Below are 19,275 nucleotides of genomic sequence, written 5' to 3'. Positions count from 1 at the left end.
ATCCGAATCGGGTGGATTGCGCAAGAGCAGCTCTGCGACCCGAAGGGCTTTCATGCCTTTCTCCTTGGCTCGGCGGCTTCGGCTGTCGGGCCAGTTTTTTGGGAGTGCGGGCCCCCGCCGGCGGTCATGGGGGCATGGGAAAGGGGCGGGGCGCTTCCATGACCCATGGTGCGCGCCCGGCTTCCCTCATCGCCGTTTATGGGTTGGCCGCTCCTTCGAAGGGCACGGTCCTGCGCTAAAGAAATCTAATAGGTCCACCAGCATTGCTTGTGAGACTAATCTCTACCATTAAAATAGATAATGGCCATTCCATGCCGGGAGGATGAGTATGAAGCCGTTACGTGCCCTGATAGATTCCTGGCTCCGCTTGCGCGATGCCGCCCGCCGCGAATTTCTGCGTGATCCGAATGTGATCCTCTTCGAGCGCGCGCCGCAGCAGGAAAGCGCCGGTGGTCGCTGAGGGCTGGTCGCGGCGTGGTTTTCTGGCGGCGGGCGCGGCGTCCGGTCTTTTGCTGGCCGGCTGTGGCGCGGGGCGCGGCAGGCCCCGGCTGCGCGCCGCGATCGTCGGCAAGGGCGAGACCGACATGCGGTTGCTGTTCAAGGCCGCTGGCATCCCCCGGCAGGATTTCGACATCCACTATAGCGAGTTCCAGTCGGGACATCTGGTGGTGGAGGCGTTGAACGGCGGGTCGCTGGATTATGGAGGAATGAGCGAGATTCCGCCGATCTTCGCGGCCGCCTCTACGATCCAGAGCTTCCGTCAGATCGCCGTCCTTCACGGCGACGTCAATAATCAGGCGGTTCTGGTGCCCAAGGGATCAAAGGCGCGTTCCATAGCCGACCTGAGGGGCAAGCGCGTCGGTTATGTGCGGGCAACCACCTCGCAATATTTCCTGATCCGGATGCTGGAGGAAGCGGGTCTTGGCTGGGGCGACATTACGCCCGTGGCCATGGGCGTTGCCGACGGCGCGGCGGCCTTTTCCCAAGGCGCGCTGGACGCCTGGGCGATCTATGGCTTTCCGATCCAGCGGGCCATCGCGACCGAGGGTGCGCGGATATTGCGCACCGCTTACGGCATCCTGTCGGGCAACTATCTCGTATGCGCCCATGCCGATGCGCTGGCCGACGCGGAAATGTCCCAGATCATCCGCCAATATCTGGCGCTGGTGCAGCAGGCCTATGGCTGGGCCGTGGCCAATGAAGCCGAATGGGCGGGCATCGTCGCGACGGACATCGGCGTTCCGCGCGATTATGTGGTGGACCAGTTCCGCCGCAAGAGCGACAGTTACGAACTGCGCCCCGTCTCCGATGCGGCCATCGCCTCGCAGCAGCAGGTGGCGGACCTCTTCCTCGCGCAGAAGCTGCTGCCCAAGCCGGTCGATGTCCGACCGCTCTGGGACGCGCGATTCAACGATTCCATACCGAAAAGAGGCTGAAAATCATGGTCCGCCACCCACCCGTCGCCTCAGGCCGCCGGGTGGGAAAGGCCGATCGCGCTCGCTATTCCGGCAGGACGCCAGGGAAGCCGGCGGTCATGCATGAAAAGCAGCAAGGCCGCGACACGGTCGCAAGGCTTCGCGTCGGCATCTCGGCCAGTATGCTCCCGCCAAAGCCCGCCACCGCTGCTGCCGGGCACTGGAACATGCAGGCTCTCCGCCAGTTGGCTCCTTTTACGGCTGACAGGAGAGATCCATGGTTCCCCAACATATTCCCGACGGCAAGGATCAGGCTGACGGGACTGGCGCGTCCCTGGACGACCTGCCCGCAGCGGGTGGTAGAGACCCGCATGGGGCTGTCGGCAGCGGCTCACATCTCACCCCGGACCGCAAGCCTGACATCAGCACCCCACCCGCAGCGGGCACTGACAATCGGGGCAAGCGGCCGAAGGAGGGCATTGGCGAAGTCGAAGGCAGCGGTGCAGGCGCGGGCGGCGGCGGGAATCCCGAGGATTTCGACAGCGACACCGCCGGCGGCGGCGCGGCGCAGTAACGGGCCCGCCGCGCCTTGCGTCTGTGCGAAGACATGCCGGATGGCTTGGTCGCGGTCTGACGCAACATATATGTCCCGGCGATCCGGCCACCGTCAAAAGGCGGTCTTCTCCTCCAGATGCTGTTCGACATCCGCGCGATCGATCCACAATGTGCGGAATTTCTTGTCGGCCAGCAGTGGGAGCTGGTCGCTGTTATGCTTGGAGCCCGGCTGGCTGGAATTGCCGTAGCTCATCAGGCCCACCGCCTTCATCGGCGTGCCGAATTCGACCATCGACACCCAGGTTTCGCCGTGGACGGGCGTGCGCTCGCCATTCTTCATCGGCCCCCAGGTGATCGTGCGAAACACGCCGGTGTTGCCGAAGCCTCCATTGGCCGGAAGGTTCACGTCGCCGATATGGAAGCGCGAGACTTCGCCATATGGGCGGTCAACCGCGCCATAGACTTCCCTGGTCTTCGCCACCGCCTGCTTCAGCATGGCGACCGCCGCCGCCGGGGCCTTCAGGCCGCGTGGCGTCTCCAGCGGATCGTCCAGCGTCCATTTGACGGCATAGTTGGATTGATCCGTGAAATTCTTCGGCGCGAAGATAGCGGCCCAGGTCTCGAACAGCAGGGCGGCACGGCTGTCGGGTTCGAAGCGACGGTCCCAACCCTTGAGCAGCGTCACGGCCGTCTGCACATCGGGATCGGCGGAGGCCGACGCGGCCGCCAGCAGATCGGGCAGCAAGCGTTCCGCCATCAGCGATGTCGTCGTCACCTTGCGCGCCACGAAATCCTCGAAGCCGATCTTGTCCGTACCGCTCATCAGCTTGACCGACATCTGCGCACGCTGGCTCATCGGTCCCACCGGCGCGAAATAGGCGGGGAAATCCCTGGGATCGAGCGCACGGGGCCAGGTGGCCAGCCATGGCGGATCATTGGCGTTCTGCACGAAGCCGCTGGCGGGATCGAGCACCTTGGGCATGTCGTCATAGCTGTGGACATCCTTCCACAGCGTTGCGGAGGTGTCGCCGGGAACGGGCGCGGACCAATAGCTGAGGTCGCCGTTCGCATGTCTGGGCAACAGGCCGTTGTCGAGATAGAGGATATGGCCCGCACGGTCGGCATAGATGATGTTGAACATCACCACCTGCATCTTGCGCAGCGCCTTTTCGAAGCCGGCCCAGTTTCGCGCCTTCCCCATTTCGAGATATTGCTGGAGCACGCCGGGGCGGTCCAGCCCGGCCACCTTGAGCGCGATGGTCGTTTTGCCGTCGGGCAGGGTGAAGACCGGGCCCTGCACGGCGCTCTTCTGTTCGAAGCTGACGGTTTTCAGCGATCCGTCCGCCTGTTTCACCTTGTAGCTTTTCGTGACCGACCTGAACGGCAGGACCCTCCCGTCGAAGCGATAGCCACTGCCTTCCAGCGTCAGCCTGTAGCTGGTGAAGCCCTGCATCGTATTGACGGTGTTGGTGAAACCCAGGTCATTGTTGAAGCCGAAGCGCAGCACGGGCAGCCCCACTTGCGTGGCGCCATAGATGGCAAGGCCCGGCGCATTGATCTGCGCCTCATAATAAGTGAGCTGGCTTGGCGCCCAGGGCAGATGCGGATTGGCGAGCAGCATCGCCTTGCCGCTCGCCGAGCGGGACGGCGCAACAGCCCAGGCGTTCGATCCGCCCGCTTCGTTGATCGATGGATCGCTCAACACCTTCCGGTCGGATGCGATATAGCCGAAGTTCATCAGCCTTTGCGCATGACCGATGATGTCCACCCCGGTCAAGGGGAGCACGACCTTGACCTCCGGCGCGATCCTGTCGGGATGCGCGGCGGCATAGGCATTCACCCCGGCGGCGAAAGCGTCGAGGTTCTTCCGCATCTGCGGGGTCTGCTGCCTGAACCATGATTTCGACCGTTCGGGAACGTCGTTGGCGATCAGCCATTTATCCTGGCTCTCATATTTCGCCCCCCAATATTCCGCGGCCCGGGCGCGGCTTTCGCCATACATGCGCAGCAGCAGATTGCCGTGGCTTTGCGCCTGGGCATAGCCGAAACCGTAGAAGCCGCCTTCTTCCGTCCTGGCATAGATGTGCGGCACGCCGAAGCTGTCCCACAAAATCTCGCCCCCGCCCCATTTGGCCGAAGGGGCGGCGACGGAGGCAGTCATTGCGGAGGAAGCGGCCAGCGCCGCCAGCCAGATCGTCATGTGGCGCATCGCCATCATCTCCTGTCATCGCGGAAAATGCGCCGCCTCTGTGGGAAGGCGGCGCTTCATGGTCCTGTGGGTTAGAAGTTCAGTCCGACACGGGCATAATAGAACCCGCCGGTGAAGCCGATGGGCGAAGTGCCGGGATAGGCGCCCTGGCCCAGCGTGGCGCTGATCTGCCCGGTTTCGTCGGGATAGACGTTGAACAGGTTGTTCGCGCCGACGGCCAGGTTGACCAGCGGCGTGACCTGCCAGCCCAGTTCCATGTCCGTGATCCACTTCGCGCCATAGCTGCGGTCGTTCGGATAGGTCGTGACGCCGCCGCTGGTCACGCCGTTCTGCAACACCTGGAACTTCCCGAAGCGCGTCAGGCGGGAGGAGAGCGTGAAATCGCCCAGCGTCGCGAGATTGCTGATCGACAGCTTCGTGCGCGGCAGGTTGGTCGTCATATTGCTGCGCCGGGCGCGGTCGAACAGTTCGAAGCTGATCGTGCTGAGTTCCGGCGGGTTGTCGATGATGTCGGTGATCTTGGTCTTGTTGTAGTTGTAGCCAAGGTTCCACTGCATGGCGAGCGCATCGAACAGGTTGTGTTTGTATGAGGCGACGATGTCGATGCCGCGAGTCCGGGTGTCGATGGCATTGGTATAATATTGGGCCGACAGGGTATTGGCCTGCGATGCGGGAATACCGCTGGCGATCAGGATGTTGGAAACCGCCGTGCCGGTCAGCGTGCTGGTGATGGTGATGCGGTCGTCGACGTCGATCTGATAGGCGTCGATCGTCAGGTTGAAGTTCGGCAAGGGGGTCAGCACAACGCCGCCCGATATGTTGAACGACTTTTCGGGCTTCAGCGGCTTGGCGCCCAGCGCGACCGCCGCCGGATCGTCCACCGCCAGCGTCTTGATCTGAAGCAGGACGTTGTTCACGCCATTGACGGTGCGGAACTGGTTGGTAGTCTGGGTATAGATCTGCTGCGCCACCGCCGGCGCGCGGAAGCCGGTATTCGCCGCTGCGCGCAGGGCGATCCACGGTGCGATGGCATAACGGCCGTTCACCTTCCAGATCAGCGTATTGCCGCTGCCGTCGTCATAATGCTCGAACCGGGCAGCCGCGCCGATGGTGATGTCCTTGCTGGGGTCCCAGGCGACATCGCCATAGACGGCATAGTTGTCGCGCGACATATAGGCGGCGTCGCTGGGCTGGAAGCCGGCGGAACTCTGCGCGCCGGGCGTCATGCCCGATGAGATGAAGGTGCCGACCGCATAGCTTGCCGGATCGCCCGCGAAGGTCTGGTAGCGCTCGTGCCGCTGCTGCGCGCCGGCCGACACCTGGAGGTTGCCGCCGCCGACGTCGAAGCCGCGCGTCAGGTCGAGCGAGGTGACGAACTCCGACGACTTCAGCGTGCCGATGTAGAATTCGGTGGGGCTGAGCGCGCCCAGCGTGGGATTGACCGTGCCTTCGGAAGACTGGCGGGCGCGGTTGCGGCCGTAGCCGGTGGAAAAGTCCCAGTCCCATCCGGACAGTTCACCCTTGGCGCCGACGGTGAATTCGAAATCCTCCTCGTCGATCATGACGTGCGGGCGATAGCCATTGGGGTAGATCGCCATCACATTGTTGACGTCCTTGGGATAGCGGTAGGAATACCACAGGTCCGACCGCCGCTGGCTGTAGGTGCCGAAAGCATAGAGCTGGACGCCGCCAAGGTCGTAGCCGGCGTTGAGCGCGGTATTGATGCTGCGGGAGGGCATGACGCCGAAGCTGGTGGTCACGATCCGCTCCTTGCCCACGGCTGCGGCATCGCGCGGGTCGAGCTGGCCGCCGATCAGCGGATAGAGGCAGGTGGTCGTCGCCGTCACCGAACAGTCGGCCAGCGGCAGCGCCCGGTTCGACATCTCCTGCTTCTTGAGGTTGAGGGAGAGGTTGGCGAAGCCGTTGTCGCCCAGCTTCATGCCGAAGTTCAGGTCCGCCTGGTACAGTTCGCCGTCGGAACGGTCGAAATTCTGGCCGGCGGTGACGTTGGCGGAACCGCCCTTGGCGTCATCCTTCAGGATGATGTTGATGACGCCCGCAATGGCGTCGGAGCCATATTGCGCCGCCGCGCCGTCGCGCAGCACCTCGATATGATCGACGGCGGAGGTCGGGATCATGTCGAGGTCCGAAGGGACCGATCCGTTGTAGAGGGTGGATACCGCGTTGATGAGCGAGGTCTTGTGGCGGCGCTTGCCGTTGACGAGGATCAGCGCCTGATCGGGATTGAGACCGCGCAGACCGCCGGTCGCGATGACCGTGGACGTCGCGCCTCCGGCCCGCACCGGCAGGTTGAAGGATGGCACCAGCGTGTTCAGCGCCTGGAAGACGCCGGCCTTGCCCGTCCGCGTCAGGTCCGCGCCGGAAATGACGTCGATCGGCGTCGGGCTGTCGGTGACGGTGCGCGCCTGCCCGCGCGATCCGGTGACGACGATGGCGGGACCGTCGGGTTCTTCGGTGCTCGTGGCGCCGGCTTGAGGGGCAGGGCCTGCGCCGGCCGACTGAACGGCGAAGGGCAGGGCGGTGACGCCCAGGCTGGCGACCTCTACCGCGCGTGTCTTCTGCGCCCGGGCGCTCAGCGCCAGCGCCATGACATTGTTGTTCGACAATGTGATCTTCAGACCCGACCCCGCGATCAGCCGCTGGAGCGCGACGTCGGGCGCCATCTTGCCATTCACCGACTGGGCGTGCAGCCCGGCAACCTGATCATAGGGAAAGAGAAGCTGGATGCCCGACTGCTTGGCAAAGAGCGTCAGCGCGGTCTGCATCGATTGGGCCGGGATCTTGAACTGCGTCGGTTCGGCGGCGGCCGCCGACTGCGCGCTCCATGCAATGAGCGCCGCCGTTGCGCACAACGACAGGTTCCGAAAATTCTGCGTCATCGTACCCCCTGTGAAAATTTGCATTGTCAGTGGTGGATACGGAGGCCGATCGCGTTTCTGCTAACGACGCTTGAAAATATCTCATTTTCGTGACGTCGAGGCTCATTCTATCGAATGAAGACCGCTGCGCCGCCAAAGAGACGAAAGCGTAGGGAGGTATCGACAGGAACAGGGGACAAGCGTGGACGTGGAATCGATCAGGGCGAGGCTGGATTGGTTCAAGCAGGCCATCCTGCCGCATGAGGGCGCCTTGCGTTCGCGGCTGCGCAGGGTCGTATCGCGCAGCCACGATGTCGACGATCTTGTCGCGGAATGCATGACCCGCGCCTATGCGAGCGGCGACATCCACCGCGCGCATAGCGGAAAGGCCTTTCTGTTCCAGATCGCGCGCAACCTTCTGATCGACGAGGCCAGGCGGGAAAAGATCGTCTCGCTCGAACTGGTGGCCGAACTCGACGTGCTGCAGGCCGACAATTCGACGGAGGAAGCGCTGCAGGCGCGTGACGAACTGCGTCATCTGCAGGCCATTCTGGACACGCTGCCGCCGCAATGCCGCCGGGCCTTCATCCTGCGCCGCGTGCACGGGAAATCGGTCAAGGACATAGCAGAGGAAATGGAGCTATCCGTCTTTACCGTAGACAAGCATTTGACGCGGGCGGCCGTGAAGATAATGCAGGCTATCGGGCAGTTTGAGGGTTCTGGATTTGGCTGGTCGCTACAGAAGCGCGGAGGACATGCAGGCGATCGAGGCCGAAGCGGCTCGTCTGTACCTTAAGGCGCGGGCAAGCGACGCCGCGGAAGACTGGGACCAGGCCTATGCGTGGGTGGCGCAGGATCCCGCTCACGGCTTCGCCTTCGCCAAGGCGGAGGCGGGCTGGGAACTGACCGGCCGGTTGCAGGAGCTGCCTGTCGGCGGGGACGATCAACCGGCCCCCGTCCCATCGGTTTCTGGCGCCGAGGACGCCGCCGTCCCGCTGATCGGGCGGCGGGGCCTGCTCGTCGGCCTTGCCGCTGCCGCCGCATCGATAGGGGTGGCGGCGACAGTGACGCTCAGGTTGCTGGGGGCGGTCGACCGCTATCGCACGGCGCTGGGCGAGACCCGCACGGTCAAGCTGGCGGACGGATCGCTGGTTCACCTCAACACCAACAGCTCGGTCGAGGTCGCCCTGCGCGACGACATCCGGTCGATCAAATTGCTGAAGGGGGAGGCGCGCTTCGATGTCGCCCACGACGCCAGGCGGCCTTTCATCGTCAATGCCGACGGCACGCTGGTCCGTGCGGTGGGAACCATGTTCAACGTGCGCCTGCGCCCCGACGTCACCGAACTGACGGTGATCGAGGGCATGGTGGCGGTGCGCAACGGAGGCTCCGCCGTCCGCAGGATCGGCAGCGGACGCAGCGCCGCCGTGCGCAGCGGCAGCATTGCCGTCACCCATCTCGAGCCGGCCAAGATGAAGCAGCGGATCGCCTGGCAGGAAGGCATGGTCGAATTCGACGGCGATACGCTGGCGCAGGCGGTGGAGGAGTTCAACCGCTATCGCTCCAACCCCATGGTGATCGGCGATCCCGCCATTGCCAGCCTGCGGATCGGCGGCGCCTTCCGGCTGGACCGGTCGCAGGATTTCGTCCAGGCGCTGGAGAGCGGCTTCGGCGTGCGCGCCGTCCCCGGCAGCGACAGTTCGATTATATTGGTGTCCGCCGAATAGCATTAGCAGAAGGCGGCGGGCCGTCCGTATCCGCAGGGATGGAACATGTTTCGTCTCTCCAGCCGGCCAGCCTGTCCAGGCAGGACCGCCTGCGCTCCATCCTGGGCGGGTCGATCGGCAATCTGATCGAATGGTATGACTGGTACGTCTATTCTGCCTTCACCCTCTATTTCGCCCCCGTCTTCTTTCCTTCGGACGACAGCACCGCGCAACTGCTGAACGCGGCGGCGATCTTTGCCGTGGGCTTTCTGATGCGCCCCATCGGCGCCTGGATCATGGGCATCTATGCCGACCGAAGGGGCCGGAAGGCAGGTCTGACCCTGTCGGTCATGCTGATGGCGGGCGGTTCGCTGATGATCGCGGCGATCCCCGGCTATGCGTCGATCGGCGTGATGGCGCCGCTGCTGCTGCTGTTCGCGCGCCTGATGCAGGGGCTGTCGATCGGCGGAGAATATGGCGCCAGCGCGACCTATCTTTCCGAAATGGCGCAGCAGCGGCAGCGCGGCTTCTTCTCCAGCTTCCAATATGTGACGCTGATCGCGGGGCAGTTGCTGGCCCTGTGCGTGCTGTTGCTGCTCCAGCTTGCCCTGACGGAACATCAGCTCGAAAGCTGGGGCTGGCGCGTGCCCTTCGTCATTGGCGGGCTGATGGCGGTGGGCGTCTATCGCCTGCGCCGGGGCCTCAGGGAAACCGAGGCGTTCGAGCAGAGCGCGGCGGTGGAGGAGCAGCCGCGATCGAGCGGATGGAACCTCATTCGCCGCCATCCCCGCGAAGTGCTGCTGGTGATGGCGCTGACGGCGGGCGGTACGCTCGCCTTCTACGCCTACAGCACCTATATGCAGAAGTTCCTGGTGAACAGCGCCGGCTTCGGCCGGCAGACGGCGACCGCCATCATGGCCTCGGCCCTGTTCATCTACATGCTGCTGCAACCCATGGCCGGATGGCTTTCCGACCGGATCGGGCGAAAGCCTTTGCTGATTGGCTTCGGGGCGGGCGGCGTGCTGTTCACCACGATGATCTTCACAACGCTGGAAACGGTCACCTCCTCTTTCAGCGCTTTCCTGCTGGTGCTGGCGGGACTGGTCATCGTCACCGGCTATACCTCGATCAACGCGATCGTGAAGGCGGAACTGTTCCCGGCCAATATCCGCGCACTGGGCGTCGCGCTGCCCTATGCGCTGGCGAACACATTGTTCGGCGGCACGGCCGAATATGCCGCGCTCTGGCTGAAACATGCCGGAATGGAGGGCGGCTTCTACTGGTATGTCACCGCCATGATCGGGGTCTCGCTGATCGTCTATCTGCGCATGCCCGATACCCGCAACACCAGCCGCATCTAGCTGTGGAAAGAAGGGGGAGCCCCATGAAGACCAAGATCCCGTCCCTGTGCCATATCCTGCCGGCGATGCTGCTCTGCCAGCCCGCCGTCGCCCAAGACGCGGCGCCGGCGGAACCGCCGTTCACCTCCGTCCAGACCGCCGATTTCGCCATTGCCGGTTCGCTGTCCAACAGTTGGGCGGATTTCGACAATGACGGCGATCTCGACCTGGCCGTATCGTTGAAGGGCGGCGACATCCGTCTATACCGCAACGACAAAGGCCGCTTCGTGAATGTCGGACCGGAATTGGGCCTGCCGACCTCCGGCCCGGAAATGCGGGGCGTCGCATGGGGCGATTATGATGGCGACGGGTGGATCGACCTGCTGGGCGGGGCCACCATGCCGGGCGATCTGAGCCTTGTCTTCCACAATGAGGGCGGGCGGAAATTCACCAATGTCGCCCCGGAACTGGGCCTTACCATCCCCAACCGTTCAGCGCGTCAGACGAGCTGGGTCGATTATGACAATGACGGCGACCTCGACGTCTATGCGGCCAACCGCATCGGTCCCAACAGCCTGTTCCGCAACGATGGCGGCAGGTTCGTGCAGGTTTCGCAGGGTGCGGGCATATCCGACCCGCGGCCGACGGTGGGCGCCTGCTGGTTCGACTATGATCGCGACGGTTTTCTCGACGTCTTCCTCGCCAACCAGTCGGGCGCGGCGGACGCGCTCTGGCGCAACAATGGCGACGGCAGCTTCACCGACGTCGCCCCGCAACTGGGCATGGACAATCCGGGCCGGTCGAAGGAGGAAGGCGGGGTCGGCTGCGCCGTCGGCGACTATGACAATGACGGCTTTCTCGACCTGTTCGTGCCCAATTACGGCATCAATACGCTCTATCATTATAATGGCGATGGCAGCTTCACCAATGTCGCGAAGGAATTGGGTGTCGCCATCGACAATCACGCCGTCGGCGCCGCCTGGGGCGACTATGACAATGACGGCTTCATCGACCTTTATGTCACGTCCTACCACGGCCCGCGCGATCAGCAGCAGCCCAGGGACAGCCTGTTCCACAATGAAGGCGGCAGGGGCTTCCGCCAGGTCCTGACAGAAAAGTCCAGGCTGAACGTCGGGGACCATGGGGTGCAGTGGGTCGATTATGACCGGGATGGAGCGCTCGATCTCTCTGTCATGCGCGGCTATACCAGCCAGGGTGGACATTTCCTGTTCCACAATGATCTGGATCGCGCGGCGGCCAAGCGCAGCCTGTCCGTCACGCTACTCGACGCGAAGGGGCGCTTTACCCGCATGGGGGCGGAAGTGCGCCTGTATGACAAGGCGGGCAAGATCCTCGCCACGCGCCAGCTTTCGACCGGCGACGGCTATAATTCGGAAAATGCGGCGCCCCTGCATTTCGGCCTGAAGTCGATGGAAGCAGTGAAGGTGGAAGTCAGCTGGATGGCTCGCGACGGGCGCAAGGTCCAGACGCTGCGTAACGTAAATCCGGCGCGCTATCTGGGCAAATCTCTCGTGATCAGGGAACGGTAGCGCATGACCGTTCCGGAAGGGCGATGGGGCGTCACCTGTCGCCCTTCCGCGGCGACGCCTGTCGGCTGAAACCGGCGCGTCCGGCAGAAGTCAGGATCGAATCGTTCTGCGGGGCATGGGCGCGGCTGCACAGCACGTCGCGATAATGGCGCTCAAGCGGATTATTGCGGGTAAGCCCCGGATTGCCGGTGGCCTCCACCGCCAGCGCGACGGCATCGATGGCGTTGCCGGTGATGAGATATTTGAGGAGTTGCGCGTCCGACGCGGAAGGCGGCGACCCTTCGTCGGTACGGCGGATCAGGTCCTGCAGCAATATCCTGTTGTTCAGCAGAAGCGCGTCCATGCGGCCCAGCAGTTCCTGATAACGATAAAGGGAGGATAGGGGTGCCCCCAGATTTGTCGGTATACGGCTGCTCGCAAATTCCGCGAACCAGTTGCGCCCTTGTTGCGCCACCGCGTCGTAGAGGCTGCCGAGCAGGCCGACCATCCATGCGAGCTGGAGCGAATTATCCTCGTTCCATTCCTCCGGCCGCCGCAAGTCGACGGCGTGGTCGAACGGAATCGCCACATCGGTCAGGATGACGTCGTGGCTGCCGCTTGCGCGCATCCCCGCATGATTCCAGGTTTCCTCTATGCGTATGCCCGGGCTGCCTGCCGGCACAAGGAAGTAGCCGACAAGCGGATCGTCCCCCTCGGTACGGCCCCAGACGATCATGTAGCTCAGGATCGGGCTTCCGGTGGAGAAGAGCTTGTGACCGGAAATCCGCCAGCCTTCCCCGTCGCGCTTCCCCGTGGTGGCCGGCAGGCCGCCACGCGTGGGCGTGCCCAGTTCCGGCTCAACACGCAATGCATTGGAAAGCGCCCCCCGCGATACTGCTTCGGCCTCGACACGGCGGCGCAGATGTGCGGGCCAGCGGTCCTTGCCGCGCACACCGGCGTGGGTCAGATACTGCATGATGAGGACCAGCGCCGTTGAGGGGTCCCCCTTCGCAATCTCCAGCACGACTCGGCTGGTCTCCGCAAGGTCCGCGCCCCGGCCACCTCTTTCGGGCGCAATCGTCAGCGCCAATAATCCATGCTCATGCAAGGCGGCGAAATTTGCAAAGGGAAAGGAAGCGTCGCGATCATGATCGGCGGCGGTTGCAGCGAAACGCTCGCGCAAAATGGCCAAAACTTCGTCCGGGACAGGAGTGGGCCGCAAGTCGGATGCTGTCGCCATTATTTCCCCAGCGCTATATCAAAAAAGGACCGATTGCCGATGGCTGATCGACGTCTTTCCTCGCCGCTTCCGTCCGCTGCCGGAACTCGACAACATCTCCGATCAGGCGAGCGATCAACCCTGTCGAGCCACCATGAAAGCCAATGGACGCAACAAAAGGGCGCGTCAATTTTATAACATAAATCCCAATATCGCATTTTCTCATTGGGGCAGGCGCCTGATGTTCCCCACCGGCTTCTCCTCCAGCCATAATCGGAATCCCGATGAAGTGTCGGCCTGAAGTCGGTCGCCCCCGGTGAGCCATTAAATTCTCGAGTTCATGCTTGAGAAAAATTCAGATGTGAGCGCGGGCAGCCAGGTATATTCCCTATGCCGATCCTTGAACCTGCCATGCCGACATCGGCCTTGGAGGCAGGAACATCTTGGCTGGAGCAAGCGAGCATGTTCATCGCAACTTCTATCGCGATTTCAAAATGACGACCCATCCTCATCCTGTATCGCCCGCCCGAGCACCGGGCCGGCCGCAAGGCATTCATGAGCAACTTGCGCGGCAGGCCGTGCTGGAACACGGACCCTTCGGCAAGAGTCGCCGTGCCGGGGAACTGACATGTCCTTGATCATCGCCAGCCAGTTGGAACCCGATTTCAACCGCAGCCTTGGCCTGCACCCGTCCGCCCCGACCCTGATCGACGTGGCGGAGGATGAGCCGTGGACCGCCGCGAACGAGGCGGACATATTGCTGGTGCGGCCGTCCCTTGCCTGGCGGCGATCCACACAGGAGGCCCGGCCGAAAATATGGCCGGGGCGGCTCAAATGGGTCTATAGCGCCTCGGCTGGGGTGGATTTCTACCCCGGCTGGCTGCTGGACGCCCCGCTCGTCACCTGCGGTCGCGGCGTCGCGTCGGAGGAGATCGCGGACTATGTGATCGCCGCCATTTATGCCCATGCCAAGAATCTGGAGGCGGCGACCGCCCGTTCGCGCGATCAGTGGGTTCCTCGCCCGCTGGGCCGCGTATCCGGGACGACCATCGGCATCGTCGGGCTGGGCGCGATCGGCGCAGCGGTGGCGCGGCGCGGCCTGGCGCTGGGCGCGCAGGTCATCGGCCTGCGGCGAAGCGGCGCGCAATCGGGCATCAGCGGCGTGCAGCATGTCCGCGACCTGGAAACGCTGGCGGCGGAGGCGGATCATATCGTCATCGCCGTGCCCGGAACGCCGGAGACCCGCCACCTCTTCAACGAAGCCCTGTTCGCCCGGATCAAGCCCGGCGCGCATCTCATCAACATAGCGCGGGGCTCGGTGATCGATCAGGAGGCGCTTATCGATGCGCTGGACAGCGAGCGGCTGGGTTTCGCAACGCTGGACGTCACCGATCCGGAGCCGCTGCCCGAGGGGCATGCACTCTACACCCATCCGCGCGTACGGCTGACGCCGCATATCTCCAGCAACTACAGCCTGATCCGCCACCGCTTGCTGGAGAAGGTGAACGACGATCTGTCCCGCTTCATCCGCGGCGAAAAGCCCAGCGACATCGTCGACCCGGCACGTGGCTATTAGGAAGGAGCCGCATCAGGACCGATCCGGAGCGATGCCGTCGAACATGTCATCATCGTCATGCTGAACCTGTTTCGGCATGGCGGTTCGGCGGCGGCAATGGCCGGCGACAATTTGCCGTCCGGCGCGCCAAGGCGATTTCCAGGCAATGACTGGGCAATCCATAACGACAACGACAGGCCGAAAGCTGCGATCCGGTCAATCGGATCCGAAACCGCGCTACAGCGTCTGCACCGTTTCCCGCGCCAATTCGGCCAGCCGATGCGCCGCCTTGTCCAGTTTTTCCCCAGCGCGCAGGATCGCGGCGACGCGCGGGAGTTGCGGCAGGCCGTCATGCTCCAGCACCCGGTCGTTCTCCAGGAACAGATGCGTGCGGCAGGTAATGCCCAGGCCAGCCCCCACCGCCGCCTTCAGCGTCGCCAGATTGGGCGTCTCCACCGCGATCCGCCATTGCAGCCCGCTATCCTCCAGCGCCCGGATCGCCGCCTCCCGGAAACGGCAAGGTTCCTCCAGTACGGCGAGCGGGATCACCTCCCGCTCTGCCAGCGCGGCCTCGCCATACCAGCTCATCGGCGCGACCGTCACCGCATGCGGATCGTTGGGCGCGGCGAAACCCAGCAGGATGTCCAGCTCGCGCCGGTCGAGCAATGTCTGCAACTCCGCCGTGCCGGCAACCCGCGCATAGATCTGCGCATCGGGATGCAGTTCGGAAAAGCGCGACAGCAGTCCGCTGAGCAGGCTGTCCGCGAAATCCTGCACCATGCCGATGCGCGCCGGGCCGGCGAAACGGCCTGCGCTGACCGCCGCGACCGCCTCGTCATGCAGCATCAGCACCCGCCGCGCATAATCGAGCAGCACTTCCCCCGCAGAGGTCAGGTTCAGCCGCCGGCCTTCCCGCAGGAACAGGGTCTGCTGCACCAGTTCCTCCAGCCGCTTGATCTGGAGGCTGAGCGCGGACTGGGTCACGAACACCTGCTCCGACGCGTTCAGCATAGACCCCGTGTCCACGATGGCGACGAAGCTGCGGAGCAGATTGGTAGGCAGATTGACCGGCATGAAAACCTCATTGCAAGGGAAGCACAGCCGATCCGAAGCCGGGAACGGAGTCGCAGCCTTATCGCGAAGACTTATATATCAATCAAAATAGTAGAGATTTAAAGAGGGCATAAAAATCTTGGGTACAACGATCCGGACGCGCAAACCCGCCATTTTCTGCGGCCGGACGCGTCCGATTCAGGCTCAACCGGTTCGAATGAGCGCTGCTCATAGGTCGGCCAATTAAAACTTAATTGAAACAGTAGAGAATTCATGTTGGGCTTTCCCTCACCTATCGAGAGGGCGAGTTGATGACGGTTTTGACGGCGGACAGGCGCGGCCATGCGCATGGCGGGGTACAGAAATTTTCCCTGGCGCGCTTCGGCGGACGCTGGCTTTCGCCTGTCCTCTTGCTGCTGCTGTGGGAATTGGGGTCGCGCAGCGGCCTGATTCCCGAACGCACGCTGGCCGCGCCCTCGGCCGTCATCGGGACGCTGGTGGAGATGCTGCTGTCGGGCGAATTGCCCTCGAACCTGCTGGTGTCCTTCGCCCGAGTCGCCGTCGGCCTGCTGATCGGGGTGGGGCTTGGCCTCGCCCTCGGTCTGGTCGCCGGACTGTCCCGTACCGGAGAGCTGGCGGTCGACCCGCTGATGCAGATCAAGCGGACCATTCCCGTGCTGGCGCTCACGCCGCTTTTCATCGTCTGGTTCGGGATCGGGGAAACGCCCAAGATCGCGCTCATCGCCTTCGCGGCGGTCTTTCCGGTCTATCTCAACCTCTACAGCGGCATCCGCGGCGTCGACCTGCGCCTGCTGGATGCGGCGAAAAGCTTCGGTCTCAGCCGTTGGGAGCAGATCTGGCACGTCGTCCTGCCCTCCGCCTTGCCTTCGTTGCTGGTCGGGCTGCGCTACGCCCTGTCCGTGGCCATATTGGTGCTGGTCGTGGCGGAGCAGATCAACGCTTCGGCGGGGCTCGGCTATCTCATCAACAATGCCCGCGATTTCATGCGGACCGACATCATCGTCGTCTGCCTCATGGTCTATGCCATTCTCGGCCTTGGCGCCGACTGGCTGGTCCGCACCGTCGAAGCCCGCGCCCTGATCTGGCGCCCCAGCATAGTGGAGCAATAAGCATGGACGCCCGTCTCGGATTCACCGCCCTGCAAAGCGCCGCCGGCCACAGCGATATTCCGCATCCCGAACCGGTGGTGAGGCTGCGCGATTTCACCCGACGCTTCGGCCCCAACACGATCATCGACGGCCTGGACCTCGACATCGCGCCCGGCGAGTTCATCGCGCTGCTGGGTCGTTCGGGTTCGGGCAAGACCACCCTGCTGCGGACCCTCGCCGGGCTGGACGAGGTGCGGGGTCAGGATGTGGAAGTCCCCGATTCCCGCGCCGTGGTGTTCCAGGATGCGCGGCTGCTGCCCTGGAAGCCGGTATGGAAGAATGTCGCCCTGGGCCTCAAGGGCGACCGGGTGCGCGACCGCAGCGAAGCCGCGCTCAAGGAGGTCGGCCTTGGTCATCGGCTCGACGCCTGGCCGCTGACGCTCTCCGGCGGGGAGGCGCAGCGCGTCGCGCTCGCCCGCGCTCTGGTGCGCGAACCCAAGCTGCTGCTGCTCGACGAGCCCTTCGCCGCCCTCGACGCGCTGACCCGTTATCGCATGCACGACCTCGTCCTGTCGCTCTGGCGCGCGCACCGGCCCGCCGTGCTGATCGTGACCCATGACGTGGAGGAGGCGATCGCGCTGGCCGACCGGGTGCTGGTGCTCGACAAGGGACGCATCGTCGCGCAGGAGCGGATCACGGTTCCGCGCGGCGAACGCTCCGCCATTTCCGGGCGGCTGCGCGAAAAACTGCTCTCCTATCTCGGGGGCGAGGATCATGGCGAGGGCGTCGTTCCTTTCGCGCCCATTGCCGAGGCAGCCGAATGAACGCTGTCTCGACCCTGCAACGACCCGTCGAGGGCGCTGCGGATATCGGCCGCCTGCGCGGCTTCGTCACCGCCTTTGCCGACCTGCTGGCGGCGACCCGCGATGAAGGGGCGATATTGGAAAGCGGACGCGCCCTGCTGAGCCGCCTGATCGCCAGGGACGACTGGCTGCCGGAGCAATTCACCCGCCCGCATCCCGACCGCTATCAGCAATATCTGCTCCATTGCGACAGCCGGGAACGGTTCAGCGTCGTCAGCTTCGTCTGGGGGCCGGGCCAGTCGACCCCCATCCATGATCATACCGTCTGGGGCCTGGTCGGCGTGCTGCGCGGCGTGGAAAAGGTCGAGCGCTTCCGTCAGTCGCCCGATGGCCGGCTGATCCCGCACGGCGAACAATTTCTGCGCGAGGGCGAAGTCGACGCCGTCTCCCCCCGCATCGGCGACATTCATCGCGTGACCAATGGCCTGCCCGACCGGCCGTCGATCAGCATCCATGTCTACGGCGCCAATATCGGCGCGGTCGAGCGGGCGACCTATGCCGCCGACGGCACGCCCAAGACCTTCATATCGGGTTACGCCAACGGCGTGATCCCCAACCTCTGGGACAGATCGAGAAACGCATGACCACCGATACGCTGGACCGTATTCAGACTGCCACGCCGCAGGATATTCGCCGCGCCCTGCTGGTGGGCAGCGAGATCGCCCTGATCGACGTGCGCGAGGAGCATGAATTCGCGCAGGGCCACCCCCTCTTCGCGGCCCAGATACCGCTGCGCCGTATCGACGAGGAAGCGCGCTGGCGCATCCCCCGGCTCGACACGCCGATCGTCGTCTATGACAATGGCGAAGGTCTGGCGCGCAAGGCGGCCGTGCGGTTCGAGGGGCTGGGCTATACCGACGTCCGCGAACTGGAAGGCGGCCTCACCGGCTGGCGCGAGGCGGGCTATGAGCTGTTCGAGGATGTGAACAGCTATTCCAAGGCCTTTGGCGAACTGGTCGAACATCGTCGCCATACGCCCTCGCTGGCAGCGGAGGAGGTGCAGGCGCTGATCCGGGAAAAGGCCGACATCGCGATCCTCGACGCCCGCCGCTACGACGAATATAACACGATGAGCATTCCGACCGGCACCAGCGTGCCCGGCGCCGAACTGGTGCTGCGCGCCCGGACCATCGCGCCCGATCCCGATACGACGATCATCGTCAACTGCGCCGGCCGGACGCGGTCGATCATCGGCACGCAGTCGCTGGTCAATGCGGGCCTGCCCAACCGCATCTTCGCGCTGCGCAACGGCACGATCGGCTGGACGCTGGCCGGGCAGGAGCTGGAGACCGGCCAGACCCGCGTCGCGCCGGAGGTGGACAATCGCTCGGCGGAGGAGGCCCGCGCCCATGCCCGCGATGTCGCTTATCGCGCCGGGGTGAAGCGTATAGGCTGGGACGAACTGGAGGAGCTGAAGGCGGACAAGGCCCGCACCCTCTATCTCTATGACGTGCGCCAGCCGCGCGAATATGAGGGCGGCCATCTCCCCGGCTTCCGCAACGCGCAGGGCGGCCAGTTGGTGCAGGAAACCGACCATAATGCCCCGGTGCGCGGCGCGCGCATCGTCGTCACCGACGACCTCGGTCCCCGCGCCGACATGACCGCCTCCTGGCTCGCGCAACTGGGGTGGGAGGTCTTCGTGCTCGACGTCGACTGGTCCGCCGTGACGCTGGAGAAGGGGCCGGATGGCGCGCCCGGCCCGCGGGGGCCGGAGGGCCGCTACAAACGCCCTTATGAAGGCACCGACAACAAGGCCGCCGCCATGCAGGCCTATCTCGACTGGGAATATGGCCTCGTCGCCCAATTGGAGCGCGACGGCACCCACGGCTTCTTCGTGATCTGA

At 64.3% G+C, this 19,275-nt stretch carries 18 protein-coding genes; 13 read left to right on the top strand and 5 right to left on the bottom strand.

What is annotated here, in order from left to right:
* The first annotated feature begins 328 nt into the window (after positions 1-328).
* The 3 genes from EWH10_RS22145 to EWH10_RS15700 all read left to right on the top strand — a co-directional run bounded on the left by EWH10_RS22145 (position 329) and on the right by EWH10_RS15700 (position 1,989).
* A complete protein-coding gene (locus EWH10_RS22145) occupies positions 329-460 on the top strand; it encodes a hypothetical protein (protein WP_268236521.1) in 132 nt (43 codons plus the stop codon).
* A complete protein-coding gene (locus EWH10_RS15705; RefSeq protein ID WP_065846463.1) occupies positions 450-1,436 on the top strand; it encodes an ABC transporter substrate-binding protein in 987 nt (328 codons plus the stop codon). Before EWH10_RS22145 ends, EWH10_RS15705 begins: the two co-directional genes overlap by 11 nt.
* 256 nt (positions 1,437-1,692) lie before the next feature.
* Positions 1,693-1,989 carry a hypothetical protein gene (locus tag EWH10_RS15700; RefSeq protein ID WP_065846462.1) on the top strand — a complete coding sequence of 99 codons (297 nt, stop codon included), beginning with the start codon at positions 1,693-1,695 and terminating at the stop codon, positions 1,987-1,989.
* A gap of 93 nt (positions 1,990-2,082) precedes the next feature.
* On the opposite strand, the gene EWH10_RS15695 is transcribed toward EWH10_RS15700, so the two are convergent.
* Both EWH10_RS15695 and EWH10_RS15690 read right to left on the bottom strand, forming a co-directional pair.
* Positions 2,083-4,185, bottom strand: a complete 2,103-nt coding sequence (locus EWH10_RS15695) for a penicillin acylase family protein (protein WP_242495896.1) — start codon at positions 4,183-4,185, stop codon at positions 2,083-2,085.
* Positions 4,186-4,250: 65 nt separating this feature from the next.
* Positions 4,251-7,079, bottom strand: coding sequence for a TonB-dependent receptor (locus EWH10_RS15690; protein ID WP_065846461.1), 2,829 nt, complete (start codon positions 7,077-7,079; stop codon positions 4,251-4,253).
* Positions 7,080-7,260: 181 nt separating this feature from the next.
* On the opposite strand from EWH10_RS15690, the gene EWH10_RS15685 reads away from it, so the two are divergent.
* Genes EWH10_RS15685 through EWH10_RS15670 form a run of 4 tightly spaced genes read left to right on the top strand, consistent with a single transcriptional unit; the run spans position 7,261 to position 11,654 of the window.
* Positions 7,261-7,854: an RNA polymerase sigma factor gene (locus EWH10_RS15685; protein WP_082166057.1), complete on the top strand. Its 594-nt coding sequence runs from the start codon at positions 7,261-7,263 to the stop codon at positions 7,852-7,854.
* A complete protein-coding gene (locus EWH10_RS15680; RefSeq protein WP_229742649.1) occupies positions 7,784-8,785 on the top strand; it encodes a FecR family protein in 1,002 nt (333 codons plus the stop codon). Before EWH10_RS15685 ends, EWH10_RS15680 begins: the two co-directional genes overlap by 71 nt.
* A gap of 38 nt (positions 8,786-8,823) precedes the next feature.
* On the top strand, positions 8,824-10,125 hold the full coding sequence (locus tag EWH10_RS15675; protein WP_025549475.1) for an MFS transporter: 1,302 nt from the start codon (positions 8,824-8,826) through the stop codon (positions 10,123-10,125).
* A 23-nt stretch (positions 10,126-10,148) separates the two neighbouring features.
* Positions 10,149-11,654, top strand: a complete 1,506-nt coding sequence (locus EWH10_RS15670) for a CRTAC1 family protein (protein ID WP_065846460.1) — start codon at positions 10,149-10,151, stop codon at positions 11,652-11,654.
* 31 nt (positions 11,655-11,685) lie between these two features.
* Here the strand turns inward: EWH10_RS15670 and EWH10_RS15665 are convergent, their stop codons facing one another.
* Positions 11,686-12,825: an acyl-CoA dehydrogenase family protein gene (locus EWH10_RS15665; RefSeq protein ID WP_242495895.1), complete on the bottom strand. Its 1,140-nt coding sequence runs from the start codon at positions 12,823-12,825 to the stop codon at positions 11,686-11,688.
* On the opposite strand from EWH10_RS15665, the gene EWH10_RS15660 reads away from it, so the two are divergent.
* Positions 12,818-13,153: a hypothetical protein gene (locus EWH10_RS15660; protein ID WP_165363372.1), complete on the top strand. Its 336-nt coding sequence runs from the start codon at positions 12,818-12,820 to the stop codon at positions 13,151-13,153. The genes EWH10_RS15665 and EWH10_RS15660 overlap by 8 nt on opposite strands.
* Positions 13,154-13,190: 37 nt before the next feature.
* Here the strand turns inward: EWH10_RS15660 and EWH10_RS21790 are convergent, their stop codons facing one another.
* Positions 13,191-13,358: a hypothetical protein gene (locus EWH10_RS21790; protein ID WP_158230068.1), complete on the bottom strand. Its 168-nt coding sequence runs from the start codon at positions 13,356-13,358 to the stop codon at positions 13,191-13,193.
* A 122-nt stretch (positions 13,359-13,480) separates the two neighbouring features.
* On the opposite strand from EWH10_RS21790, the gene EWH10_RS15655 reads away from it, so the two are divergent.
* Positions 13,481-14,428, top strand: coding sequence for a D-isomer specific 2-hydroxyacid dehydrogenase family protein (locus EWH10_RS15655; RefSeq protein WP_025549478.1), 948 nt, complete (start codon positions 13,481-13,483; stop codon positions 14,426-14,428).
* Positions 14,429-14,644: 216 nt separating this feature from the next.
* On the opposite strand, the gene EWH10_RS15650 is transcribed toward EWH10_RS15655, so the two are convergent.
* Complete coding sequence (locus EWH10_RS15650) at positions 14,645-15,481, bottom strand: LysR substrate-binding domain-containing protein (RefSeq protein WP_065846458.1); 837 nt, start codon at positions 15,479-15,481, stop codon at positions 14,645-14,647.
* Between the two features lie 290 nt (positions 15,482-15,771).
* On the opposite strand from EWH10_RS15650, the gene EWH10_RS15645 reads away from it, so the two are divergent.
* From EWH10_RS15645 to EWH10_RS15630, 4 genes are read left to right on the top strand one after another with little or no spacing between them, the layout of a single operon-like run.
* On the top strand, positions 15,772-16,590 hold the full coding sequence (locus tag EWH10_RS15645) for an ABC transporter permease (RefSeq protein ID WP_061936147.1): 819 nt from the start codon (positions 15,772-15,774) through the stop codon (positions 16,588-16,590).
* Positions 16,591-16,592: 2 nt separating this feature from the next.
* Positions 16,593-17,393 (top strand): ABC transporter ATP-binding protein, encoded by an 801-nt coding sequence (locus EWH10_RS15640; protein ID WP_065846457.1) that lies wholly within the window; start codon positions 16,593-16,595, stop codon positions 17,391-17,393.
* Positions 17,390-18,016, top strand: a complete 627-nt coding sequence (locus tag EWH10_RS15635) for a cysteine dioxygenase family protein (protein ID WP_025549481.1) — start codon at positions 17,390-17,392, stop codon at positions 18,014-18,016. Before EWH10_RS15640 ends, EWH10_RS15635 begins: the two co-directional genes overlap by 4 nt.
* Positions 18,013-19,275, top strand: a complete 1,263-nt coding sequence (locus EWH10_RS15630; RefSeq protein ID WP_048575950.1) for a rhodanese-like domain-containing protein — start codon at positions 18,013-18,015, stop codon at positions 19,273-19,275. The genes EWH10_RS15635 and EWH10_RS15630 overlap by 4 nt, the downstream gene beginning before the upstream one ends.

This window comes from Sphingobium fuliginis, assembly GCF_004152845.1.
GTDB classification, from domain to species: domain Bacteria; phylum Pseudomonadota; class Alphaproteobacteria; order Sphingomonadales; family Sphingomonadaceae; genus Sphingobium; species Sphingobium fuliginis.
The sequence above is the reverse complement of the archived record's forward strand: the minus strand, read 5'-3'. Positions and strand labels throughout refer to the sequence as shown.